The 23,294-nt window shown below is 65.8% G+C and carries 24 protein-coding genes and 1 tRNA gene; 11 read left to right on the forward strand and 14 right to left on the reverse strand.

Annotation, left to right across the window (positions count from 1 at the left end):
• Positions 1–40: 40 nt before the first annotated feature.
• Both FJ471_RS18135 and FJ471_RS18140 read left to right on the forward strand, forming a co-directional pair.
• Positions 41–2,194 carry an indolepyruvate ferredoxin oxidoreductase subunit alpha gene (locus tag FJ471_RS18135; RefSeq protein ID WP_140805396.1) on the forward strand — a complete coding sequence of 718 codons (2,154 nt, stop codon included), beginning with the start codon at positions 41–43 and terminating at the stop codon, positions 2,192–2,194.
• Positions 2,187–3,758 (forward strand): indolepyruvate oxidoreductase subunit beta family protein, encoded by a 1,572-nt coding sequence (locus FJ471_RS18140; RefSeq protein ID WP_140805398.1) that lies wholly within the window; start codon positions 2,187–2,189, stop codon positions 3,756–3,758. The genes FJ471_RS18135 and FJ471_RS18140 overlap by 8 nt, the downstream gene beginning before the upstream one ends.
• 40 nt (positions 3,759–3,798) lie before the next feature.
• On the opposite strand, the gene FJ471_RS18145 is transcribed toward FJ471_RS18140, so the two are convergent.
• Positions 3,799–4,245, reverse strand: a complete 447-nt coding sequence (locus FJ471_RS18145; RefSeq protein ID WP_140805400.1) for a pyridoxamine 5'-phosphate oxidase family protein — start codon at positions 4,243–4,245, stop codon at positions 3,799–3,801.
• A 266-nt stretch (positions 4,246–4,511) separates the two neighbouring features.
• Here FJ471_RS18145 and FJ471_RS18150 point away from each other — a divergent pair, with 266 nt between their 5' ends.
• Entirely contained in the window at positions 4,512–4,781 is a 270-nt protein-coding gene (locus FJ471_RS18150) for a hypothetical protein (RefSeq protein ID WP_140805402.1), read from the forward strand.
• 337 nt (positions 4,782–5,118) lie between these two features.
• Here FJ471_RS18150 and FJ471_RS18155 read toward each other — a convergent pair whose 3' ends face one another.
• The 10 genes from FJ471_RS18155 to FJ471_RS18200 all read right to left on the reverse strand — a co-directional run bounded on the left by FJ471_RS18155 (position 5,119) and on the right by FJ471_RS18200 (position 11,541).
• Positions 5,119–6,357: a DUF1501 domain-containing protein gene (locus FJ471_RS18155; protein ID WP_140805404.1), complete on the reverse strand. Its 1,239-nt coding sequence runs from the start codon at positions 6,355–6,357 to the stop codon at positions 5,119–5,121.
• A gap of 36 nt (positions 6,358–6,393) precedes the next feature.
• Positions 6,394–7,851 (reverse strand): DUF1800 family protein, encoded by a 1,458-nt coding sequence (locus FJ471_RS18160; protein WP_246684758.1) that lies wholly within the window; start codon positions 7,849–7,851, stop codon positions 6,394–6,396.
• 100 nt (positions 7,852–7,951) lie between these two features.
• The gene (locus tag FJ471_RS18165; RefSeq protein WP_140805406.1) at positions 7,952–8,239 is read right to left on the reverse strand and encodes a hypothetical protein; all 288 of its coding nucleotides are present in this window, start codon (positions 8,237–8,239) and stop codon (positions 7,952–7,954) included.
• Between the two features lie 105 nt (positions 8,240–8,344).
• The gene (locus FJ471_RS18170) at positions 8,345–8,785 is read right to left on the reverse strand and encodes a periplasmic heavy metal sensor (protein WP_140805408.1); all 441 of its coding nucleotides are present in this window, start codon (positions 8,783–8,785) and stop codon (positions 8,345–8,347) included.
• Positions 8,782–9,231, reverse strand: a complete 450-nt coding sequence (locus tag FJ471_RS18175) for a hypothetical protein (RefSeq protein ID WP_140805410.1) — start codon at positions 9,229–9,231, stop codon at positions 8,782–8,784. The genes FJ471_RS18170 and FJ471_RS18175 overlap by 4 nt, the downstream gene beginning before the upstream one ends.
• 74 nt (positions 9,232–9,305) lie before the next feature.
• Positions 9,306–9,845: an RNA polymerase sigma factor gene (locus FJ471_RS18180; protein WP_140805446.1), complete on the reverse strand. Its 540-nt coding sequence runs from the start codon at positions 9,843–9,845 to the stop codon at positions 9,306–9,308.
• A gap of 45 nt (positions 9,846–9,890) precedes the next feature.
• Positions 9,891–10,352 carry an acid-shock protein gene (locus tag FJ471_RS18185; RefSeq protein WP_140805412.1) on the reverse strand — a complete coding sequence of 154 codons (462 nt, stop codon included), beginning with the start codon at positions 10,350–10,352 and terminating at the stop codon, positions 9,891–9,893.
• A 155-nt stretch (positions 10,353–10,507) separates the two neighbouring features.
• The gene (locus tag FJ471_RS18190; RefSeq protein WP_140805413.1) at positions 10,508–10,696 is read right to left on the reverse strand and encodes a YodC family protein; all 189 of its coding nucleotides are present in this window, start codon (positions 10,694–10,696) and stop codon (positions 10,508–10,510) included.
• 200 nt (positions 10,697–10,896) lie between these two features.
• Positions 10,897–11,109: a hypothetical protein gene (locus FJ471_RS18195; RefSeq protein ID WP_140805415.1), complete on the reverse strand. Its 213-nt coding sequence runs from the start codon at positions 11,107–11,109 to the stop codon at positions 10,897–10,899.
• Between the two features lie 356 nt (positions 11,110–11,465).
• Positions 11,466–11,541, reverse strand: a tRNA-Thr gene (locus FJ471_RS18200).
• Positions 11,542–11,877: 336 nt separating this feature from the next.
• Between FJ471_RS18200 and FJ471_RS18205 the strand changes: the two genes are divergently transcribed.
• A complete protein-coding gene (locus FJ471_RS18205) occupies positions 11,878–13,074 on the forward strand; it encodes a hypothetical protein (RefSeq protein ID WP_140805417.1) in 1,197 nt (398 codons plus the stop codon).
• 26 nt (positions 13,075–13,100) lie between these two features.
• On the opposite strand, the gene FJ471_RS18210 is transcribed toward FJ471_RS18205, so the two are convergent.
• Both FJ471_RS18210 and FJ471_RS18220 read right to left on the reverse strand, forming a co-directional pair.
• Positions 13,101–14,699, reverse strand: coding sequence for a cisplatin damage response ATP-dependent DNA ligase (locus FJ471_RS18210; protein WP_140805419.1), 1,599 nt, complete (start codon positions 14,697–14,699; stop codon positions 13,101–13,103).
• Positions 14,700–14,937: 238 nt separating this feature from the next.
• Entirely contained in the window at positions 14,938–15,948 is a 1,011-nt protein-coding gene (locus FJ471_RS18220; RefSeq protein ID WP_140805448.1) for a ligase-associated DNA damage response exonuclease, read from the reverse strand.
• Positions 15,949–16,057: 109 nt separating this feature from the next.
• Here FJ471_RS18220 and FJ471_RS18225 point away from each other — a divergent pair, with 109 nt between their 5' ends.
• The 7 genes from FJ471_RS18225 to FJ471_RS18255 all read left to right on the forward strand — a co-directional run bounded on the left by FJ471_RS18225 (position 16,058) and on the right by FJ471_RS18255 (position 22,289).
• A complete protein-coding gene (locus FJ471_RS18225) occupies positions 16,058–17,002 on the forward strand; it encodes a methyltransferase domain-containing protein (protein ID WP_140805423.1) in 945 nt (314 codons plus the stop codon).
• 122 nt (positions 17,003–17,124) lie between these two features.
• Positions 17,125–17,499, forward strand: a complete 375-nt coding sequence (locus FJ471_RS18230) for a hypothetical protein (RefSeq protein WP_140805425.1) — start codon at positions 17,125–17,127, stop codon at positions 17,497–17,499.
• 75 nt (positions 17,500–17,574) lie between these two features.
• Positions 17,575–18,102 carry an AAA family ATPase gene (locus tag FJ471_RS18235; RefSeq protein ID WP_140805427.1) on the forward strand — a complete coding sequence of 176 codons (528 nt, stop codon included), beginning with the start codon at positions 17,575–17,577 and terminating at the stop codon, positions 18,100–18,102.
• 268 nt (positions 18,103–18,370) lie between these two features.
• The gene (locus tag FJ471_RS18240) at positions 18,371–19,378 is read left to right on the forward strand and encodes a substrate-binding domain-containing protein (protein WP_140805429.1); all 1,008 of its coding nucleotides are present in this window, start codon (positions 18,371–18,373) and stop codon (positions 19,376–19,378) included.
• A gap of 15 nt (positions 19,379–19,393) precedes the next feature.
• Positions 19,394–20,371 carry an ABC transporter permease gene (locus FJ471_RS18245; RefSeq protein WP_140805431.1) on the forward strand — a complete coding sequence of 326 codons (978 nt, stop codon included), beginning with the start codon at positions 19,394–19,396 and terminating at the stop codon, positions 20,369–20,371.
• On the forward strand, positions 20,368–21,153 hold the full coding sequence (locus tag FJ471_RS18250) for an ATP-binding cassette domain-containing protein (RefSeq protein WP_140805432.1): 786 nt from the start codon (positions 20,368–20,370) through the stop codon (positions 21,151–21,153). Before FJ471_RS18245 ends, FJ471_RS18250 begins: the two co-directional genes overlap by 4 nt.
• A gap of 83 nt (positions 21,154–21,236) precedes the next feature.
• Complete coding sequence (locus FJ471_RS18255; protein ID WP_140805433.1) at positions 21,237–22,289, forward strand: NAD(P)-dependent oxidoreductase; 1,053 nt, start codon at positions 21,237–21,239, stop codon at positions 22,287–22,289.
• A gap of 30 nt (positions 22,290–22,319) precedes the next feature.
• Here FJ471_RS18255 and FJ471_RS18260 read toward each other — a convergent pair whose 3' ends face one another.
• Positions 22,320–23,261, reverse strand: coding sequence for a glyoxylate/hydroxypyruvate reductase A (locus FJ471_RS18260; protein ID WP_140805434.1), 942 nt, complete (start codon positions 23,259–23,261; stop codon positions 22,320–22,322).
• Positions 23,262–23,294: the final 33 nt, after the last annotated feature.

Here is a 23,294-nt window from a genome sequence, read left to right on the forward strand (position 1 = left end):
CGCCCCGGCGACGGGCGAGCGGCAACGGAAGGAGGCAGAGATGGCCGAACGGTCTTTTGCCAAGGAAGTCGAAAAGCTGAGGCTAGGCGCCGGCGAGGAATTCGCCGGCGAGGGCATCCTCGCCATCACCAAGGCGCTGCTGCAATGCGGTGTCGGCTATGTCGGCGGCTACCAGGGCGCGCCGATCAGCCATCTGATGGACGTTCTGGCCGACGCGCAGGACATCCTGGGCGAGCTCGGCGTGCATTTCGAGGCGAGCGCTTCGGAAGCGACTGCAACCGCGATGCTGGCGGCGTCCGTGCATTATCCGATCCGCGGGGCGGCCACCTTCAAGTCGACGGTCGGCACCAATGTCGCTTCCGACGCGCTCGCCAATCTGGCGTCCGGCGGCGTCACCGGCGGCGCGCTGATCATCGTTGGCGAGGACTATGGCGAGGGCTCCTCCATCATGCAGGAGCGCAGCCATGCCTTTGCCATGAAGAGCCAGGTCTGGCTCCTCGACCCGCGCCCGAACCTGCCTTCCATCGTCAAGGCGGTCGAGGACGGTTTCGAGCTGTCGGAGGTCTCGAACACGCCGGTCATGCTGCAGGTGCGTATCCGCTGCTGCCACGTTCACGGCCACTTCACCGCCAAGGACAACAAGCGCCCGCCTATGTCGGTCGCCGACGCGCTAGCCTCGCCGCGCCGCGACACCGGCCGCATCGTGCTGCCGCCCGCCTCCTTCCTGCATGAGAAGGAGAAGGTCGCCAAGCGCTGGCCGGCGGCGGTCGATTTCATCAAGAGCCGCAAGATCAACGAGATGTTCGGGCCGGACCACGGCTCGGTCGGCATCGTCATGCAGGGCGGCATGTACAATTCCGTCATCCGCGCGCTGCAGCGGCTTGGCCTTGCCGACACCTATGGCGACACCGACGTGCCGCTTTATGTGCTGAACGCCGTCTACCCGCTGGTGGACGATGAGTTCCTGTCCTTCTGCGAGGGCAAGCAGGCGGTGCTGGTCGTCGAGGAAGGCCAGCCCAACTATATCGAGCAGGCCTTTGCCGCGATGCTGCACAAGGCCGGGCGCGGCACCAAACTGGTCGGCAAGGAGCATCTGCCGATGGCCGGCGAATACACCGGGCAGGTGATGCTCGACGGCATCGGCTCGTTCCTGCGGGCGAACGCGCCGCATCTGCTGCCGGGCGAGGTGCGCGCGCCGAACAAAACGGGCGAGGGCGTCGACACCGCCGATCTCATCAATGTCGTGCCTGGACGTCCGCCGGGCTTCTGCATCGGCTGCCCCGAGCGGCCGATCTTCGCCGCGACGAAGCTGGTTGAGCAGGAGCTCGGCAAGCACCACATCGCCTCCGACATCGGCTGCCACCTGTTCTCGATCATGCCGCCCTTCGAGCTCGGCGCCACCACCATGGGCTACGGGCTGGGGCCAGCCTCGGCTTCGGCGTTCAATTCGCCGGAAGCCAAGCGTCGCTCGATCTCCTTCGTCGGCGACGGCGGCTTCTGGCACAACGGCCTGACCTCCTCGATCGGCAACGCCGTCTTCAACCGGAATGACGGCGTCATCGTCATCGTCGACAATTTCTACTCGGCCGCCACCGGCGGCCAGGACATCCTCTCCTCGCGCGCCAACAACCGCACCAAGTCGACCAAGCATCCGATCGACGAGGCGGTGAAGGGCATGGGCGTCAAATGGCTGCGCCACATCGACCGCACTTATGATGTCGGCAAGATGCAGGCCACTTTGCGCGAGGCGCTGACCACCGAGGAGAAGGGCCCGAAGGTCATCGTCGCCTCGTCCGAATGCATGCTCAACCGGCAGCGCCGCGAGAAGCCGCTGGTCGACAAGGCGATCAAGGGCGGCGAGCGCGTTGTGAAGCCGAAATTCGGCGTCGACGAGGACATCTGCACTGGCGACCACGCCTGCATGCGGCTGTCCGGCTGCCCGTCGCTGTCGGTGAAGTCGCTCGACGATCCGCTGCGCGACGATCCGGTCGCCGCGATCGATCAGAACTGCGTCGGCTGCGGCAATTGCGGCGAGGTGGCGGATGCCGCCGTGCTCTGCCCGTCCTTCTACCGCGCCGACGTCGTCCACAATCCCGGCCGCTGGGACCGTTTCCTGGAAAGCGCGCGCCGTGCCGTGATCGGCCTTCTGCAGCGCCGCCGCGAGAGCCGCCGTTTGATGTTCGCCGATGCTTGACCACAACGCAGCGCTGCGCCCGAAGGCGGGCGCTTCTGATGACGAGCGGGTGATAAAACTCGCCGTGCTCGCCGTCGGTGGTCAGGGCGGCGGCGTGCTTGCCGACTGGATCACCAACGTCGCCGAGCGCAACGGCTACATCGCGCAATCGACCTCCGTGGCCGGCGTCGCCCAGCGCACCGGCGCCACGATCTATTACATCGAGATGGCCCGCGACACCGGCCGGCTGCCGGTCTTCGCGCTGTCGCCTTCGCAAGGCGACGTCGACATATTGATCGCCGCCGAGCTGATGGAAGCCGGTCGCGCCATCATCCGCGGCTTCGTCACGCCCGAGCGCACCACGCTGATCACCTCTTCGCACCGCATCGCCGCCGTCTCGGAAAAGATCGAGCCGGGCGACGGCCGCGCCTCGTCGGAAAAGGTGCATGCGACGGCGCAGGCTGCCTCAAAGCGCTTCATCGCCTTCGACATGGAAAAGATCGCCGCCGAGAACGGCACCATGATCTCGGCCAGCCTGCTCGGCGCGCTGGCCGGCTCCGACGCGCTGCCCTTCACCCGCGAAAGCTACGAGCAGGCGATCGGCGCCGGCGGCCGTGGTGTGAAAGCCAGCCTCGCCGCCTTCGGCGCAGCCTGCGATCGCGCGCGCGGGACTGCGGCCGCGCCGGCTGACGATAAGTCAGCGAAGCCTGCCGCTGCCGAACCCAAGTCGACGGCGAAGGTCAGCGGACCGGAAACCCTCCTTAAGGGCTGGCAGGCCCTTGCCGTCCGCGTCGCGGCGCTGCCGGAACCGCTGCGCGACATGGCCGAACGCGGGCTGAAGAAGGTGGTCGATTACCAGGACATCGCCTATGGCGGCGAATATCTCGACCGGCTGGACAGAGCGGTGGCGCTCGACAATGCGGAGCGCGGCTACGCGCTGTCGATCGCCGCCGCAAAGCACCTGGCCAACGCGATGTGCTACGACGACATGATCCGCGTCGCCGATTTGAAGACACGCTCGACGCGAGACAAGCGCGTGCGCAAGGAGGTCGGCGTCAAGCAAGGCTCGGTCCTGCAGGTCACCGAATATTTCCATCCGCGCATCGAGGAATTCTGCGGCACGCTGCCGGCGGGGCTCGGGAGCTACATCGAGAGCCGGCCAAAACTCGCCGCCTTCCTCGACCGCCGTATCAATCGCGGCCGCCACATCCGCACCGACAGTTTCACCGGCTTCGCCATGCTCTGGTTCATCGGCGGCCTGCGCCGCTGGCGCCGCGCTCTGCTGCGCCACAGGATAGAGGCCGAGCATCTGCGGCGCTGGTACGAACTGGCGCTCAGCCACGCGCGCCAGGACTACGCTTTGGCCACCGAGATCCTGAACTGCCGCCGGCTGATCAAGGGCTACAGCGACACCCATGCCCGCGCCCAATCGAAATTCGACCGCGTGCTGTCGGCGCTGTCGATGCTCAAAGGCCGCGACGATGCCGCCGACTGGATCCGCCGCCTGCGCGAGGCGGCGCTGAAGGACGAAAAGGGCGACATGCTGGACGGCGCGCTGAAGACGATAGCGACGCTCGGCGCATAGCCCGGCTCCGCAGATGCTCGAGTTGCTCCCGCGGACTTGGCTATTCCGTTGCTTCCCGTCCCGAGACCTGCTCGACAAGGATCCGGAGAAAGACATGCGGCAGGCTGTCCGCCAGGGGAGGCGTGACGGGCTTGAGCGCGCCGGGCTCCCACCAGTCGGTGTGCTTGCTCAGCACTGCCCATGCACGGTCGCGCTGCACCTTGTGGCCGACACGGTCCGGCAATTCTTCATAGCGGCCCTCGACGATCACGCTCCGCCAGCCGCGCCCTTGGGTATGTTCCTGCACCTGGGCGCACACCAGGGGATTCTCCCGCATCCAGTCGACCTTCTTGCCCAGCAGCGAGAAGGCGTAGAGGTGGCTGTCGGCATAGGCGTAGTTGAAGGGCACGACATAGGGTTGCCCGTCCTTCGCGCAGGCCAGATGTCCGGTCCGGTTGGCCGCCAGCATTTTCGTGCATTCCAGGGTGGAGAGCGTGCGGATCATCATCGTTATGATCTCCTGTTTCAGCCGGCCTTCGGCCTCGCGAATTTCTGTCGATCGGTTCCTGCCGACACTAGTGCGGGGCGCGTCCCGCCTCATTGATATGGATCAATTCGCCATGAGGAATTAAGGGCTTGCCATACCGTGCCAAGCCGCGCCGCTCGAAGCTGTGCGGCGAACCGATTTAACGAAGATGTGATCGGCGCCCCTCCGACGGAATTCGGTCCTGCCCTCCGTTTCACGGAGGTAGGGATGAATTACGGAGACAACGCATGTTCACGAAATACTTTCTGCCTATCGCCCTGGCCGCAGGTACATTGGTGCTGTCCGGCGCCGGCTCTGAGGCCATGCCGCTCGTCAAGCCGGGTGCCGCACCGCTGCCGGTCGAGAGCGTCGGCTGGCGCTGCGGTCCCGGCTGGCACATGAACCGCTGGGGCAGATGCGTGCCGAACGGCCGGGTGATCATCCGCCCGATGCATGTGCGCCATTGGCACCCCGGCTTCTGGTATCACGGCCGCTGGCACCCCGGTTTCTGGAGCTGATGCTCCGTCGAGGGGATCGATGCCCGCGCCGGCAACGGCGCGGGCTTTTCTGCTGAGTTTCCCGCGAGGGTTCATTTCGTTGAGCTTCGCGGAACGTTCGTGATTGGCCGAAGCCCCTCGGCTTCGTCATCCACGGGCGCAGCGGACGCGGAGACCCGAGGATCCATTCCGTTACCTAATCGTAGAGTCCCGCGGAGCAGAATTCTGCACCGCGGCGACGCCTCAACGTCACGGAATGGATTCTAGGGTCTGCGCGCGTCGCTTCGCTCCTTGCTCCGCCCTGGAATGACGAATGACAGCCGACGCCGCACCTGTCCCCGATGGGCAAACTCAGGACTCACGCCACCAGATCCCGCATCGGCTTCACCGCGGCAGACTCCGGAAACACCTTGTCGCCGAGCACCGCCGCCGACAGCCCGAACTGGTCGGCCAACAGCCCCTTCAGCACCGCGCGCACATCGCTGGTCGGCGCGAGATCTCGGCTTTCGTAGAGCTGCGCCGGCTTCAGTCCCGGCCAGTCGGCGATGACGCGGCCGCCCTTGATCGCGCCGCCGGCCAGAAGCACCACCGTGCCGGTGCCGTGGTCGGTGCCGACCGTGCCGTTGATGCGCGCCGTGCGGCCGAACTCGGTGATGGCGACGACCGCAGTGTCCTTCCAGCGCTCGCCCAGCCCCTTCTCGAATTCCTCGAAGGCGCCGTCGAGGCCGCCGAGCAGATTGGCGAGCCGGCCGGTGGCGCCGCCTTCGTTGACATGCGTGTCCCAGCCGTCGAAGGCCAAAGCTGCAATGCGCGGCCCGTCATCGGCCGCCATCAGCCGCGCCGCGCCCTGCGCCGACTGCCGCATGCCGGCGGCGTTGTCGAGGCCGCCCTTGAGCTTCATCGTCTTGCCGTCGAGCGCGTCGCCCGTCGCCATGCGGTCGGCGTCGAGGCCTTTCTGCAGTGCCGCCGCCAGCACCGGATCGCGATGGTTGTAGAGATCGAGCACACGCTCGGCGAGCGCGTCGCCGGGCGTCGGCAAGGCCTGTGGCGCCCAGCCGAGCACGGGCGCTGCGCCGCGGATCACCAGCGGCGTCGAGGGCCCGATCGCCAGCCCGCCGGCCTTCGCGATCCTGTCGCCCGCCGGCAGGCTGGCCAAAGCCCGGTTGAGCCAGCCGGTGGTCGCGTTGCCGGGACCGGGCAGGCCGCTTTCCAGCACGTCCTGGCCGTCGAAATGCGAGCGGTCGCGGTAGCCGGTCGCGGCCGCGTGCACCACGGCTGCCTGCCTCGCCTTGAACAGGCGGGCAAACACCGGCATTGCCGGGTTGACGGCAAAGAAACCGTCGAGCGGCAATGCCGGGTTGGCGCCTGAGAGCGAAAGCGCGATGTCGCCATGCAGGCCGGCATAGTCGGGGTCGCCGACCGGTCCGACCGTCGACAGCCCGTCCAGGGCGCCGCGCAGCACGATGACGATCAGGCGCGGGTCGCGATTGTCGGCCGCGCGGGCAAAGCGCGGCAGATAGGCCCAGGCGAACAGCGCGCCTCCGGTCATCAGCACCGCGCGGCGGGACAGGTTGGGGGTTTCGCAAAGCAGGCTCATGGCCGCATCTCCATTGCTAGATCACCGTCGCCGGAATTACCGGCGCTGGAATTCGGGCGCCATCAGCAGCAGCGCCAGGCCCTGCTGCTTGGACTCCGCCCGCGAAATCGCCTGCCGTGTCTCGGCCGAGACGGACGGGCCGATCAGCGAGGCCAGCGCGTCGTCGGGATCGTCGATGTCGTCCGCTTGCTTCGCGGCCTGCCAGGCGATGTCCAGCCGCGTCTTGAGGCCCTCGGCGGAAGCCCATGCATCCGTCCGGTCGGAAAAGCCGTTCGGCCCCGGCGGCTGCCATAGCGGTTCGCCAAGCACGCTCAGCCAGCGAAGCGACCGTTGCGGTTCGTTGCCGGCGGTAGCGCCGACCGCCCGCCGCAGCGCGAGGACATAGTCCAAGGGCGAGCGCAGCTTCGTGAGCGGCGTCGACCAGGCTTCAGGCATGTCGATCAGCGTCAAGGCGATCGAGCGCAGGTCGCCGTCGGTCTTGGTGAAGACCGTGGCCAGGCGGGCGACAGCCGCCGGCGGCGGATCGTCCGCGATGAAATGGCGCGCAAGCTTGGTGGCGATATGCTGCGCGGTGGCCGGATGGCGGGCAATGTCGTTGAGCGCGGCTTCGGCCTGACCCATGCCGCCGCCGGGATAGGTCTTGCCGAGCAGCACGGCCTGGCCCGGCTGATGCGCATTGGCGTTGAAGACGAAGCTTCCTGGCTCGCCCAGCCGCCCCTCGCGTCCGGCCATCGTCCAGCCGGTCAGCATGCCGGCGAAGCTGGTGACGTCGGCTTGGGCATAGCCGCTGCCGACGCCCAGCGTGTGCAGTTCCAGGATCTCGCGGGCGAGGTTCTCGTTGAGGCCGCGGCCGCGCCGCTTGCCGGCTCTGGAATCGGGGCCGATGGACTGCTGGTTGTCGAGATAGAACAGCATGGCCGGATGGTGCTCGACGGCCAAAAGCATATCGGCGAAGCGGCCGAGCACGAAGGGGCGGATCGCCTCGCGCTCGAAGGCGCCGGCGCAGGCCCGCACGACAGGCGCCTTGGCGACGGAAACGCAGAAATGGTTCGACCAGAAGCCGACCAGCCGTTCCACGAAGCCCGGCGTCGCGGCGAGCGCCTTGTCGAAACGGGCCTGCGCTTCGTCGCGGTAGATATCGGCCTCGACACGCGGCACGGCGGGTTTGGCTTTCGTCCCGGCCGGGCCGGCCGGGTCTTCCGCGGCTGTCGGCTGCATCGCTGCCGCCGCCTTCTCGTCCCGCGCCGCCTTGCGCTCCATGGCCGCCGTCATGCTGGCCTGGATCGCCGCAGTGCTGTCCAGCAATCCGGCATTCTTCGGTTCGTCGGCGGAAATGAGCGCGATGTCCTGCTGCTTGAGCTCGGCCTTGAGGCAGCCGCGCGGATCGGCGGCGATCTTGCCGAGCTCGTCGCCTGGTTTTGCGCCAAGGCCGAAGCGATGGAGCGTCACCAGCGTGGGATCTGGCGACACGAACTTTGAAACCGGTGCGGCCAATGAAGCCTCCGTTCCGAACCGACGCCTCGGCCGGCATGTTGCATGGATCGGGAAGGGCGCTCACGACGCCGGCCGCAGCACCGGCGTCATGAGCGGGCCGTCACCAGCGGCGCCAGTGGTGCCAGCGATGGTAAGGATGCCAGACCGGGCCGACATAGACGCGCGGTCCGCCCCAGTAATAATAGCCGGGATAGACCACGCGGCGATTGGGGACGCAGCGGCCCCAGTAATTGGGATGCCAGCCCGGACCGCAGCCCCAGGCGACGTGCTCTATCATTGCCGGCGCGGGCGCAACCGGTGCGATCGGCATCGCCGAGGCGGCGCTTGCGGCGGCCGTTCCGCCGATGGCGAGCGCGGCCGCGAGCGAATATTTCGTCAGACTATTCATGGGATACTCCCGAAAGTTTCGAGGTTGAAGAGAACCTGCCGGCATCGATGGCAGGCCTGTCCCTCTTTTCCTTGAACGGGGCGTGTCCGCTCGTTCCGTCGCCGCCTATGGCGACTTTTTTGCCGGCGGCTGCTTGCCGGCGCGCCGCAACAGCGCATCCGCGAGCAGTTGACGATCTTCCGGCGAGCTCGACGCGGCGAACTCGATGATGCGTTGCTCGAGCCGGGTGCGCACGGTGACGTCAGCATTGCGCGCGCGCTCGAGCGCGGCGGCAAGCGCGTTGCTGTCGAGGGTGGGCTGCTGCAGCAGGTTCGCCGCCTCGCGCCGCGCGGCCTGTCCGTCGAGGATCACGTCGCGGGACTCGCGGCGCACCTCGCGCAGCGCCTGGCGGAAGATCTTGCGGTCGGCGGCGGGCAGCCGACCACCCGCCGATTCCAGCGAAAAGCCCGGATTGGATTTGCCGATCAGCCAGCCGGCTCCGCCGGCCACCGCGCCGATCAGAAAAACATTCAGCACCAGCGATGCCGCGACGAGACGGGGGTTCATAGGTCCTCCTCGGCCTGGTCGGCGTCGGGACCGGCATCGCCGAACGACGTCGCATTGGCGTCCATCACATAGTGGTCGGAGGGAGCGTTCGGGGCAACGACGGTCACCAGCGCCAGCCCGGCCACGGCGCCGGCCAGGCCGACACCCGCAAGCCCGAAGCCCAGCCACCAGAACCGGCGGCGGCGCTCCTGCCTGACCTCGGTCGCGGCCCGGGCGACGATCGCGCGATGCAGCGCCGGGCTGGGTGTTTCGACGCGATGCCGGTCGAGCATGGCATCGAGCCATTCTGCGCGCCTCAGGATGGCGCGGCCCTCGTCGGTATCGGCAAACAGCATCGCGGTCGCCTGCTCGGCCGCTGGCCAGCGATGCAACGCACCGCCATAGGCATCCGCCAGCGCGGCGAAGCGCCCGGCATCCATCGGCCCTTCCAAAGGTTTCTCAGCCATGTCTGTCCCCCTTCCACCATTTTGACGTGGCCCCCCACGCCGCAGTCCTGGGAATTCGCAATCCGTTCGGGGTCTCAGTCATCGCCATCTCCCGCGAGCATGGCCTGCAACGAACGACGACCCCGCGCGAGCAGGCTTTCCAGCGCATCGACGCTGACCTGCATGGCGCCGGCGGCCTCGATGTTGGACAGCTCCTGATAATACACCAGCACGATCGCCTCGCGCTGGCGCGGCGCGATGCGCAGCAAGGCCTGGCCGACCCTGCGCTCTTCGTCGCCCGGCATTGCATCGGGAAGCGGCGCTTCATCGGCCACCTCCGGCAGCTCGTCCATCGTCCATTCGCGCCGGCGTCGCAGCCGGTCGTAGCAGAGGTTGAGCGCGACGCGGTGGATCCAGGTGTCGAAGCGCGCGTGCCCCTGGCGCCAGCCCGAGGCGTGGCGCCAGATGCGCACGAAAGTCTCCTGGGCGACGTCCTCGGCCTCCGCCGCGTCGCCGAGCATCCTTGCGGCCAGGGCCAGGATGCGCGGCAGCTTGCGCGCCACCATCGCCTGCACGGCGGCGGGGTCGCCGGCGCCGATGCGGCGCACCAGTTCCTCGTCCGGATCGGCGCCCATCAACAGGGGCGCTCGCGACTATCATTATGCGCCATAACCTCTTGGTCATTGCTCCTGATTGGGAGCGGATTTGTGGCCCGGCCTCTCGTCGGCGCCGAGCACGCCGTCGCCGTTCTTGTCGAGCTTGGCGAAGCGCTTGGCGAGGAAGGCGTCGAGCTCGCCCTTGTCGACGAAGCCGTCCTTGTTGGCGTCCATGCGCGCGAAGGATTTGGCCGGATCGCCCTTGGCCTTGCGCGCTGTCTGGAAAGCGGTCCACTCGGCCAGGCTGACCTTGCCGTCATTATCGGTGTCGGCCCGCATGAACGCCTTTTCCCGGCGCGCCTCGAACTTTTCCAGGGTGAGGCCGGACTTTGCGAGGTCAGACTTGGTGAGGTCGGACTTGGCCGCAACAGGAGCCGAGCTGCTCGGCGCCGCCTGGGCTGGCGCGGGGGTCGGCGTCGTCGTCTGGGCGACCGCGGCCGCGGTCTGCAAACCAAGGGCAACGACGAATATCGTGTGGCGGATCATGCTCTCGTCTCCGGTTGGGCGCGGCCATTGGCGGCCGCGCTTCAGCCGTTAAACGCAAGGCAGAGCAAAATCCGTCGGTCCTTTTCCGCCGGGCAAAGTTCCCCGGAATCCGGCCCGGCCGGACCGGATCGTCCCCGAAGGACGGAAAGCGACGGCTATCTCGGCTGGTCGACAGCCACCAGCTGGTCCGGCTTGAAGCCGGCATGCTGCGGGGTCCAGACGTCGCCTTCGCGGTTGAACCAGTGGCACAGATACATGCCGGACGCCGCGCCGTCGCTGATTGTCATTTCCGGGCCTCCGGATTTCAGCCTGACGACGTCTCCGGTCTTGAAACTGTTGGGCATTTCGACCTCCCATGCTGACAAAGGGAGTTTCCCACCAACATCGATTCCCGACAATGGCCGAGATGCGCATGTGAAGTGGTGCAGGGCGGGAAGGCGTGGAAAACGGGTGCCGCTTGCGTGACACGCCGGATAACACTGAAGGCGTGGCCTGATCATGCCGAGGCTTTGGGGCCGAAGCAGCGGCCCGATCGCTCCCGGGTTCAATCGGTGTCGCGCCGGGGAGCAGGCGGCTGCACCGATCGACCGTCGTCTCCGGCCGGGCGGACTGTCATGGACTTTTCATCGGGCCACAACGCCTGTGCCTTCATCACCGCTGCCAAGAGATCATCTGCTTCAACGCTTCCGATTTCAGTCAGACGCGGGCTGTTGACTCCCGCTTCGAAATCGACGTGATAGACCGTCCAGCTCCTCATTGCATTTCCGGCAATTCGCGTCTCTGCACGGGCAGGCGGATGGAAGCCCGGCTCGCTTTTTGTGGTTAGGATTTTGAGGTCCGCAAGCCGGGCATGCACCGACCGATGGGCGGGGGGCTTGGGGTTATCAGCCGGCGCGATCGCGAGACTGTCTGATTGCCCGCTAGCCCACAATCGACCGAGGTCCATCCTGCCGGACGCATTGGTCCGAAAGGATAAAAGATATAGCCCCTTATTCCGTAAGGGAAGATTGGCCCGGCGGTGATCCTTTATCACCTGCCCCATTGCCGATGATTTGCGGGCAAGCCGCCCAAGCGCTCGGCCTTGAGCAATGGTCTGGTTCTCGTGGAGAAATTTGGTGCCGCTTGCGTGACTCGAACACGCGACCCCATCATTACGAATGATGTGCTCTACCAACTGAGCTAAAGCGGCCCGGGAAGCGTCAGGCTTCCAGAATGGGCTGGGTGATAGACTCAACCGCTCGCTAATTCAAGATGGGCAGCGGTGAATTCCGGCCTCGCCGGCGGCAATTCCGATCTACGGTTACCGCGCATCGGGCGCGTGTACGGCCCACGGCGGTATGCGGGCCGGCCGTCCTTTGCACCGGGCTGGCCGGAGCGGCCGCGCCGGCGGTGACGAAAAATGTTGATTCTTCAACAAAAAATGCCGAAATGGCTTTGGCCGGCAAGGCAGCCGCTCGCGTTGATCGATTGGTCGTCCGCGGCTGACGATCAGACAACCGTGAGCGAACGCGCAGAGGGAGCTCGCTTGGACCCCATCGAGAAAGCGATCCGCAATGCCTTCGAGAAAGGCAATGCCGAGGACCGGGCGTTCCGCGAGAAGGTCTATCGATCGGCCTTTGCAGCGCTCGACCGCGTCCTGCAGGCCAATCCGAACGTCACGGTCGAGGCCGCCATCAGCCGCCGCAAGGCGGTCCAGGCCAAGATCGCCGAGATCGAATCGGAGTTCCTGCAGGCCGTCCCCGATGTGACGCTGCCGCCGGAAAACGTCGCGCCGGCCGGCAACGGCGTGCCGGATCCCCGCGTCGAAGCGCCGGCCGTATCGGCCGCGCCATCGGTCGATGCGCCATTGCCGCCGTCGCAAACCGCGCCGTCGCCCTCGATCACCGTCGACGGCCCGGTTCAGCCCGATGCTTCGGACCAGCCGCGTTCGCGCGTGCTGCCGCGCGTGCCCGACATCATGCCGGACGAGACGGCGCTTCCCGATGCGCCGTCGCTCGATGATTCGCCGGGTTCACCGGTCGGCAACGGCGCCCAGGTCGCGCCCGACCGCGACGAGCGCCGGATCAGGGGCCGGCGCCTGCCGCTGACCGCGATCTTCGTCGTCGCGACATTGCTCGCGGCCGCCGGCATCGGCCTCTATTTCGCCAAGCAGACCGGTGTCTTCAAGACGGCGGCCGAGCTCAACACCGGCCCGCCGGAACCGACGCCGACGCTGGATGACGAGGATTCCTCGCAGCCGGCCGAGCCCGGCTCGCCGCAGAAGCCGGGCGAGGCGGACCAGTCGAAGAACTGGATCAACGTCTTCTCGCCCGCCGACCCGACCCATGTCAGCGCGCCGTCCGACGCCGCCGCCTCGGTCATGAAGGACGATACCGGCCAGTTCCTGCGCATACGCTCGGGCGCGTCGGGCTCGGCCATCGCCTTCGATGTGGGCCAGGGCGTGCTGGAGAAGCTTGCCGGCAAACATGCCATGTTCGACATCGTCGCCCGCTCGGAAGAGGGCAAGGAAACGCAGATTTCGGTCGACTGCAATTTCGCCGATCTCGGCGATTGCGGCCGCAAGCGCTACGCGGTCGGCCACGAGCGCAACGAATATCTGTTCGACGTGCAGTTTCCGGACAAGCATCCGGGCGCCGCCGGCACCATCGCCGTCAACTCCGACTTCGACCAGAAGGGCAAGTCCGTCGATATCTACGAGATACGCGTTTCGATCGCGGAGTGATCGCACCGCCGGAGGCGGGTTGTCAGCTAATCAAGCAGCGCCTGCAGCGTCTCGATGCGGTCGGCTTCCGCGGCCGGCTTGTCCCAGCGCAGCCGCGAGATGCGGGGAAAGCGCATCGCCACGCCCGATTTATGGCGGGTCGAGCGGTTGAGGCCTTCGAACGCCACCTCCAGCACCAGGCCGTTCCTGCGATCGGCGCGCACCGAGCGCACCGGCCCGAAACGCTCGATCGTGTTGTCGCGCACATATTTGTCGATCTCTCTCAACTCCTCGTCGGTGAAGCCGAAATAGGCCTTGCCGACGGGGACCAGCTCTTCCGAACCCTCAGGCCCGGACCAGACGCCGAATGTGTAGTCGGAATAGAAGCTGGAGCGCTTGCCGTGGCCGCGCTGCGCATACATCAGCACCGCGTCGATGGTGTGCGGATCGCGCTTCCATTTGAACCATGGGCCTTTCGGCCGGCCGGCGAGATAGGGCGAATTCCAGCGCTTCAGCATCACCCCTTCGATGATCGGATGCGGCGGCGCCTGGCGCAGCCGCTCCAGCGTCTTCCACTCGGAGAACGCGACAAAAGGCGAGAGGTCGAAGCGGCTTGGGTCGAGGGTCTCGACGAAGGTCTGGAGCCGCTTGCGGCGCTCGGCGAAGGGCAGCGCGCGCAGATCCTCGCCGTCGATCTGCAGCGCGTCGTAGCAGCGCATGAAGGCCGGATATTGCTGCTGGATCTTCGGCGAGACGCTCTTGCGGTTGAGCCGCTGCTGCAGGTCCGAAAACGTGCCCGTCGCCTCACGCGGGTCGCCGACCAAAAGCTCGCCGTCGAGCGCCGCCTCGAAATTCATCGCCGCGGCGAGGTCCGGGAAGGCGCCGGACACGTCGTCGCCGGTGCGCGAATAGAGCCTGCGGACGCCACCTTCGCACACCGCTTGCACGCGGATGCCGTCCCACTTCCATTCCGCCGCGTAATCGGCCGGGTCGAGCTTTTCGAGATCGCCGTCGTCGACGGCGTTGGAAAGCATCACCGGCCGGAACAGCGCAAGTGCGGCACTCCTCGGCTTCTCCGCCCGGCCTTCCAGCCAGGCGAACAACTCGGTGTAAGGCGGCGCCAGCCCGTGCCACAGCTCCTCGATCTCGGCGACGTCGACCTGGCCGAGGTAGGCCAGCGCCTGCTTGGCGAGCCGCGCCGACACGCCGATGCGCAAGCCGCCGGTGACCAGCTTGATGATGGCGAAGCGCGCCGAGATGCTGGCGTCATCGAGCAGCCGCGCCAGCACCTTGGGCCCGTCGGAGCGGCTCGCCGCCTGCAGCCTGCCGACCACCTCGCCCAACGTCGGCACGTGATTGGGAATATGTCCTTGGGGCTGCGGCCAGACCAGCGACACGGTTTCGGCGAGGTCGCCGACATAGTCGTAGGAATAGCCGAACAGCACCGGGTCCATGCGCTCGACCACCAGCGCGCGCAGCATCGCCGGCTTCACCGCCGCGATGTTGAGATCGCCGGTGATGGCCGCCAGCGCCAGCCCGCGATCGGGGTCCTCGACGCTGCGGAAATAGTCGGTCAGCAGTGTCAGCTTGCCGTTGCGCGACGGCGTCAGCACGAGGCGGTCCAGGAGTTCGGCGAAACGGTTCATGGCTGGGTGCGCCTGGGCAATAGCGAAGGCCGGCGCGAGGCCCCCCTCTCTGGCCTGCCGGCCATCTCCCCCTCAAGGGGGGAGATTGGCAGCTTCAGTGCCGGCGCATCTCCCGCGACGGTGGAGATTGGCGAAAGCCGGTGCGACATCCGATCTCCCCCCTTGAGGGGGAGATGGCCGGCAGGCCAGAGAGGGGGGCCATAGAACTCGACGGTGGCGATTGGCGAACGGTATTGCATCAATCGCCCTCGTCCTCATACCCCACCAGATGCAGCGGCCGCGCGGCAATCCCCTCCAGCTCGCACCAGCGCACCAGCGCCTCCTCGCGGCCGTGCGTGACCCAGATTTCCTCCGCGCCGGTTTCCTTGATCGTGATGATCAGCTCGTCCCAGTCGGCGTGGTCGGAAATGATCAGCGGCAGCTCGACGCCGCCTTGCTTGGCGCGCTGGCGGATGCGCATCCAGCCCGAGGCGAAGCAGGAGATCGGGTCGGGAAAACGCCGCGCCCAGCGGTCGGCGAAGGCCGAGGGCGGCCCGACCACGATCGCACCGGCGAAATCGGCCTTGGCTCCGCTTTCCACAGTCCCAGGCTCCAGCCGGCCGAGCTCGATGCCCTGGCTCTGATAGTATTCGCTGAGCTTGGTCAGAGCGCCATGGATATAGATCGGCCTGTCGTAGCCGGCATCGCGCAGCAGCCGCATCACGCGCTGCGCCTTGCCGAGCGCATAGGCGCCGATCAGATGCGAGCGTTCGGGAAATTGCGCCGCCGATTTGAGCACGCGGGCGATCTCCTCATGATCCGGCGGATGGCGGAACACCGGCAGGCCGAAAGTCGCCTCGGTGATGAAGACATCGCACCGGACAGGCTCGAACGGCAGACAGGTGGCGTCCTTCTGGCGCTTGTAGTCGCCGGAAGCGACGATGCGCATGCCCCGATGCTCGACACAGATCTGCGCCGAGCCCAGCACATGCCCGGCCGGGTGGAAGGTGACGGCGACACCGTTGATGTCGAGCGTTTCGCCAAGCGCGGCCGCCTGCGTCGTTCCGGCGAAATCCTCGCCATAGCGCAGTCCCATGATATCGAGCGTCTCTTGCGTCGCAAGCACCGACTGGTGGCCGGATCGCGCATGGTCGGAATGGCCGTGCGTGATCAGCGCCCGCTCGACGGGCCGCACCGGATCGATGAAGAAATCGCCGGGCGGGCAATAAAGGCCTTCCGGCCGGGATTTGAGCAGGTCGCTGGCGCGCATGGCTTTGAACATAGTGGCTAAATTTGCCGCGGGAAGCCTGTTGCAAGAGACTGCTGACTCATCCTAAACCCGCCCGCCGGCCCGCCTCGCCGGTGGGATCCTTCAAGAGATGAAACCGCTCCAGGCCTCGTCGGGCGATTTGAACGCCGACCGTCGCGCCGATTTCGCCGAGACGCTGCTCGCCTCGGGTGAGCCCGCGCAGGCGGCGGAGCTTTTGCTCGGCGCGCTGGAGCTGGCGCCGCGATGGGCCGTGGGCTGGTTTCGCCTCGGCGAGATGCAGGAAGCGGCCGGCCTGCTCGACCAGGCCGCCAGAGCCTGGGCCACCGCGCTGAAGCTGGATCCCGCGGACCGCCTCGGCGCCGCGCTCAAGCTTCAACTGATCGGCAGGGCGCCCGCCGCGGCGGCGCCGCCCAGCGCCTTTGTCGAGACCTTGTTCGACCACTACGCCGACAGTTTCGAGGACTCGCTTGTCAAGAAGCTTGGCTACGGGCTGCCGGATTTTCTCGGGCACGCCGTCGGCAAGGCAAGGCCCGGCCGGTTTCGGCTGGCCTTGGATCTTGGCTGCGGCACCGGCCTGATGGGCGAAAGGCTGCGCCCTTTCGTCGACAGGCTGGAGGGCTACGACATCTCGGCGGCCATGCTGAGAAAGGCGAAGGCCAAGGGTATCTACGACCGGTTGGTCAAGGCCGACCTTCAGCATTTCTCCTACATCGGAGACAGAGCCGACCTCGTGGTCGCGGCCGACGTGTTCATCTATCTGGGCGCCCTCGAACATATCGTCGGCGCGGTGGCCGGGATGCTCGCCGAGGACGGCCTATTCACGTTCTCGCTCGAGACGCTTGCCGGCGGCGGCGATTTCGCCCTTTTGCCGTCACGGCGTTACGCTCATTCCGAGGCCTATGCGCGGCGCGTGCTTTGCGCCAATGGGCTTGCGGTCCTGTCGCTGGAAAGCATGGTCATCCGGCACGATCGGCGCGATCCGGTCGAGGGCCTGGCGATCGTGGCCGGCCACCGCGCCGCAGCTGCCGAGGCAAGGATTCCGTCAGCCGCATGAGCCGGACCTTGCTGCGAAAAAGCCTGAATGGCATGGTCGGGGTAGCGCGGGGCGGTGACCCAAGTGTTTTGCGCAATTCCGAACGGAAAGCCCTTTCCCGGAGTTACCCCAAGGAGGGATCCATGCGCTGGACCATGGTTGTGGTGGCGTCCTGCCTGACGGTCGCCGGCTGCGTCGGCGGCACGTCGATGGCCGAGCGCCAGGACGAGGATGTCCAATCCTCATTGCAATATGACGACGTGCCTTGCGACCAATTGCTGGCGCAGCGCAATCAGCTGGCGCAGCAGAACAATCTGCCGGTCACGGCCAAGCCCGGCTTCTCCAATCCGGCGATGGGCTTCGGCCCGTTCATGCCGGACACGCGCTCCAAGGCCTCGCGCGACAGCAACAAGGCGAGCGGCGAGATCGACGCCATGAACCGTTCGATCGACCGTCGCGACTGCGGCAAGCCGAAGAAGAAGGAGACGTTCGGGCTGCCCGGCTCGAAACCTTCCTGAGTATCCGACATTCGGTATTCCGTTTGACGCTCGGCCGGATCGCCGCGCGTTTGATCGCGCTTGAAAGACCAACCGATGAATCTCTCGGATATCGGCGACCGCATCTGTATCCTGGGACCGTCCAACAGCGGCAAGTCCACCCTCGCCAACGCGATCGCGCGCAAGCGCGGCCTTGAAGCCGTTCACCTCGATCAGCTCTTTCACCGGCCCAACACGGATTGGGAGCAGCGTCCAAGGGACGAATTCATTGCCCTGCACGATATAGCCATCGCCGGCGAGCGCTGGGTGATGGACGGAAATTACTCGGTTTGCATGCCGCAGCGTCTCCGGCGGGCGACAGGCCTGATCCTGCTGGATATCTCCACGGCTTCGAGTCTTCTGCGCTATTTCAGGCGAACGCTGTTCGAAAAGGACAGGCTCGGCGCTCTGCAAGGCGGGCGCGACAGCGTCAAATGGGACATGATCCACCACATCGCCGTGGTCCAGCCGCGAAACCGCAAGAAATACCGGGCGATGTTCGAAGAGTTCGATCTGCCGAAGCTGCAGCTGTCTTCGCTGCGGGCGATCAAGCAGTGCTTCCGAGACTGGGACCTGGCGAGATAAGGCCAGCTGACAACCCGCCTCGCGGTCGCCCGGACAGTCGAACTATCCACCGCGCTCGAAGCCAGCCATCCGACAGCGCACGACCGGCGCCAGACAGTTGGTGCCGTTTGATGCGATCTGATGGAGTTGCTGATTGTTGGCGGCGGGGCGGCCTCTATCTTGATCTCCGGAAGGAATATGCGCCGTTCAAGAAGCGCGCGCTTCCACGCTTTTGTGCCGGTCCGGACGGACCCAGCACAGCGGACCGTCACAATGGGAGGAATAGGACATGTCGGTCAAAGTCTCGATGCAAAGCCTGCTTGTAGGGTCAATGCTGTCGCTGACGCTTGTCGGTCAGGCATGGGCGGCCGACCTGCCGGGCAAGAACCTGAAGATCGCCGTTGTGCTCAAGACGCTTGCCAATCCTTATTGGCTGGCCACGCAACAAGGCATCGAGGCAAAGGCAAAGGAGATCGACGCCGCCGTCACGGTTCAGGCTGGCACCGATGAATCGGCCATCGATGAACAGACCAACATGGTCCAGACGATGGTCGGCCAGGATTTCAATTGCTTTATCGTGGCGCCGATCAGCAACAGCAACCTGATCCAACCTCTTGTGACGGCGGCCAAGAAGAACATCCCGATCGTCGCCGGTGACGCGTTCGACGCCGACGCGCTCGCCGCCGCCGGTGTCAAGCTGGCGACCTATGTCACCGTGCGCCATACCGACGCCGGCAAGGCCGTGGCCGAGGAAATGGTCAAGCGCCTCGGCGGCACCGGAAAGGTTGCGCTGATCGGCGGTCTGGCGGGTCATCCGGCCAGCATCCAGAGGCTGGAAGGATTTCGCTCCGGTGCCGGCGGCCTCGAAATCGTCCAGGAGCAGGCGGCCGATTGGGATCGCGAGAAGGCCTTGAACGCCGCCGATGCGATCCTTCGCGCCCACCCCGATCTGAAAGGTTTCTATGCCGCCAACGACGGCATGGCCTTGGGCGTCCAGCAGGCCGTCAACAATGCGGGCCTGGCCGGCAAGGTGCTGGTGTTCGGCACGGACGCCATCGACGACGCGCTCAATTCCATCGAAGCGGGACAGATGACTGGCACCGCGGCGCAGTTCCCCTACCTGATGGGCCAGATCGAGGTCGAAGCCTGCCTTGCGGCCTCGCAGGGCGCTGCAATCGACGCGACCACCGTTGCGCCGCAAGCGTTGATCACGTCCGAGAACATTGCCGCCGCCAAGGCCTCTTCGCCGCAACCATGGTTCGAATACTCCAGCCCGATTGCCAAGCTGATCAAGTAGGCCGGGTACGTGAGCTTGCAAGCACAAACAGAGACGGCCGGCCGGCCGGCGGTGAGCAGCATCGGGCGGGCTCTCAGGTCGAGCGGCGTGCTCGATTGGGCGATCGTCTTGGCGCTGCTGGTGCTCATGGCGGTCGGAGCCTTGGCTTCGCCGCTGTTCCTGACAGCTGGAAACGTCACCTCGATCCTCGTCGCCTGTTCGATTCTGGTCGTGGTGGCGATCGGCCAGACTTTCGTCATCATCACCGCCGGCATCGACCTTTCGGTCGGATCGCTGGTGCAGATATCCTGTGTGATGATCGGCATCTCGGTCACCCAGAAATGGGGCGTGCCGATCGGGATCGTCATGGCTCTCGTCACCAGCATGGTGTTCGGTATCATCAGCGGCGTCGTCATTTCGAAGGGCAAGATCAGCGATTTCATAGCGACGCTGGGGATGCTCAGCATCGCATCGGGCTGTGCGCTGGTGCTTTCGAATGGTCGGCCCGTTGGCGTTATTTCGCCGTTGCTGACCGGGTTGGCCAGCGGCAGCATAGGGCCGGTTCCCAACATAACGCTGCTCGCGGCCGCTGTCGCCGCCATTGCCCACCTGCTTCTGTTTCATACGCAACTGGGCACGCATCTGTTCGCGGTAGGCGGCAACCACGAAGGCAGCCGTAATCTCGGCCTCAAGGTCGCGAGGATCAAGATCACGGCTTTCGCCATCAGCGGCTTGCTCGCCGGCATCGCCGGCGTCATGCTCACCGCGCGCATCGGATCGGCCGAGCCCGCTATCGGCAGTTCGTATCTGCTGAACTCGATAGCGGCATCGGTGCTGGGTGGAACGAGTCTCTTCGGCGGCCGTGGCACGATCATCGGTCCGGTGGTGGGCGCCCTCGTCCTGACCGCGCTCTTGAACCTGATGACCCTGCTTGGCGTCGGCGTTTTCTACCAGCCGATCGTCACAGGCATGGTCGTCATCTTGTTCGCCATCGCTTACCGGTTCCAAAAATGACGATCGAACCTGCTTCGGATCATGGCGCGGCCGTAGCTCCGGTGGAGCGCAAGATGCTGGAAGTGCGGAATGTCCACAAGCATTTCGGCTCGGTCGTCGCGCTCGACGGCGTCAGCATTTCCGTCGAGGAAGGCAAGGTCGCTGCTATCGTAGGCGACAACGGCGCAGGAAAATCGACCCTGGTCAAGATACTGACCGGAGTACATCAACCGACCTCCGGCGAGATATTCTTCGATGGCCAGCCGACGCTGCTGCGTAGTCCGGACGATGCAAGGCGGGCCGGTGTCGAGACGCTGTTCCAGGATTTGGCGCTCGTCGACGACCTGACGATCTGGCAGAATCTCTTCCTCGGCCGCGAACTTACCTGGGGTGGGCCGCTGCGGATCACTCGCAAGCGCGCCATGGCCGCTCAGGCGAGGACCATGCTGGCCGGCCTGCAGATCAACATACCGACCATCAACGCTCGCGTGCGTCAACTGTCCGGCGGCCAGCGTCAGGCTGTCGCGATCAGCCGTGCGGTAGGCTGGAACGCCAAGCTCACCATCATGGACGAGCCGACAGCCGCGCTTGGCGTGCGGGAACGGCTCGAAGTCGAGAGCCTTATCGACCGCCTGCGGCAACAGGGACGGACGTTCCTTCTGATCAGCCACAATTTCGATCAGGTGATGCGGCTGTCGAACGAAATATGGATCATGCGCAACGGCCACGTCGTTGGTCATCGCCGCACGAGCGAGACCTCGGGCGAGGAACTGGTGGCGTTGATCACCGGGGCAAAGTCGTGAGCCGCTGGCGGCAGGGTGCGCGCCAGCGCGGGATGGTGCGCGAAGATCGCGTCAACTGTTGAATTCCAAGGGAGGATATCGACATGAACAAACCCGTTGCGGTGCTTGATCCACAATGGCGGCAGCTTGACGAATTGTTCACGCGGGCCGATCTGGAGCGGCTCGGCGGGCTCTGCGATCTTGTTTGGGCAAAGAACGAGCCCATGCCGGGTCATGTCTTGGATGAAAACCTTGCCGACATGACGTTCTATCTTTCTGCCTTGCCGACGCTCGATGCGGCTCAGATCAAGCGCGCGGCCAAACTCAAGGCAGTGATAGAGCTTTATGGCGCCTTTCCCGACACCATTGATTACGGCGCCTGCTTCGATCGCGGCATCGAAGTACTGGCAACCGGTCCGGGTATGCGTGGCTCAGTCGCCGAGATGGCGGTGGCCATGGCGCTCTCCGGAGCGCGAGGGCTGGTGGAAGAACACGAGCTGTTTCGCACCGGCGGCGAGCACTGGCTCAATGACAATCCGGCAACCGACTTCACCCTGTTCGAACAGACGATCGGGTTCGTCGGCTTCGGCGCCATTGCCAAGGAATGCAGCCGGCTCCTGGCGCCGTTCTCGCCAAAGATCTCCGCCTATGACCCCTGGCTCGACCCCTCGGTCGCCAAGCAATTTGGCGTCAGGCTCGTGTCTCTGGAAGAGGTCGCAAGCAGCAGTCGCGTGCTGTTCGTGACGGCGGCGCCGACCAGGACCAACAAGGGTCTCGTCGACGCGGCGACCATCGCCAGGCTTCAGCGCAACGCATTGCTCGTCCTTGTCAGTCGCGCGCACCTCATCGATTTCGATGCCCTGGTCGAGGCGGTACGGGCAAGGCGTATCCGCGCCGCGATAGATGTGTTCCCGGTTGAGCCGCTGGCGGCGGATCATCCCTTGCGCGGCATGCCCAACGTCATCCTTTCGCCGCATCGCGCCGCGGCTGTGTCTGGCGGCCGGCAACTCATGGGCCGCCTGATCGTTGAAGACATTGCGCGGATGGTCGACGGCAAACCGCCGGCCGACCTTCAGCGCGCCCGCCGGGAGCATGTGATGGACCTGGCGGGTGTGCAGCACTCGAAGAAGCTGGAAAGCATGGCGCTGGACCGCTGACGTCTGGAGCGGTGCACCGTTTGGGGTGGTTCAATAACCCGCTTCGCGGTCGACCAGGTTTTCGAGCTTTTCGCCGCGCTCGAAGGCGGCCATCTGGCGCAGCATGATCGGCACAAGATGGGCGGGATCCGACGTCGCCGCCGCATGCGGCGTGACGAACACTTTCGGATGGCTCCACAACGGGCTGGTCTTCGGCAGCGGCTCGACTTCGAACACGTCGAGGCTCGCTTCCTTCAGCGTGCCGTCGTCCAGCGCGCGCACGATGTCGGCGTCCTTTTGCAGGCGTCCGCGACCGGCATTGATCAGCACGGCGCCACCGAGGCCGTTGCGCCGGCGCAATTCCTTGAGCAGCCCGTAATTGACGATGCCGCGGGTTTGCGGCGTCAGCGGCAAGAGCACGACCAGGATGTCGGTGGCGTTGAGGAACGGGATCAGCCCCGCCTCGCCGCAATAGGTCGAAACGCCCTGCATCGGCCGCTCGCTACGCGACCAGCCGTTGACGGCGAAGCCGAGCGACAACAGCGCCGAAGCCGCGGCGCGGCCAAGACTGCCAAGCCCCATGATGCCGACGGAGATGTCCCCGGCCACCCGTTGCGGCGGCTCGTGCCAGATCTTCTTTTGCTGCTGGCCCCGGTAAAGCGAGGCCTGGCGATGGTGGTCGAGCACGCGCCAGACGACATATTCGACCATGTGCTGGGTGAGATTGTCGGCGACGATCTTGGCGATCGGCACGTCGGGCAGGCCGGGATCGGCAAAGACATGGTCGACGCCGGCGCCGATCGAAAAAATGGCACGCAGATTGGGCAGCGACTTGAGAAGGTTGGGCTTCTGCTTCCACACCACCGCATAGGTGATCGACGGATCGTTGGCGCCGTTCGGCTCCAGCACGACCTCGCGCTCGGCCGAGAGCAATTCATGCCAGCGCTGCGGGTGGATGCCCGTGAGGGCAAGCAGGATTTTGCCTTTTTCCATTCTCGGATTTTTCTTCCCTGTTTTGCCAGTGCG

Source organism: Mesorhizobium sp. B2-7-1 (assembly GCF_006440735.1).
Taxonomy (GTDB): Bacteria; Pseudomonadota; Alphaproteobacteria; order Rhizobiales; family Rhizobiaceae; genus Mesorhizobium.